1 protein-coding gene is annotated in these 268 nt (G+C 66.4%); it reads left to right on the top strand.

The genetic code is table 11. The features are described from left to right. Positions 1-180: hypothetical protein (locus CWM52_RS26460; protein WP_165785448.1), on the top strand; the 180-nt coding region annotated here is incomplete at its 5' end. Positions 181-268: the final 88 nt, after the last annotated feature.

Raw genomic sequence — 268 nt, 5'->3', positions numbered from 1 at the left:
TGCTGCGCACCTGTCCGGGCTACCCGTCCGCAGACGACGATGGACCGTCGCCCGGAGAAGCGCAACGGTAGCCCGGTTAAGCGCAGCGGTAGCCCGATGAAGCACAACGGTAGTCCGGTTAAGCGTAGCGGTAGCCCGGCTAAGCACAGCGCAAGCCGGGGGGCAGGCCATCGTTTCTGAACCCCGACCACTCTTTTCCCGGAGGCGGTGCTACGCACCTGTCCGGGCTACCCGTCCGCAGACGACGATGGACCGTCGCCCGGTGAAG

It is taken from the genome of Raoultella sp. T31, from assembly GCF_002806725.1.
GTDB classification, from domain to species: domain Bacteria; phylum Pseudomonadota; class Gammaproteobacteria; order Enterobacterales; family Enterobacteriaceae; genus Klebsiella; species Klebsiella electrica.
This window is presented reverse-complemented; position numbering and strand designations above follow the sequence as displayed.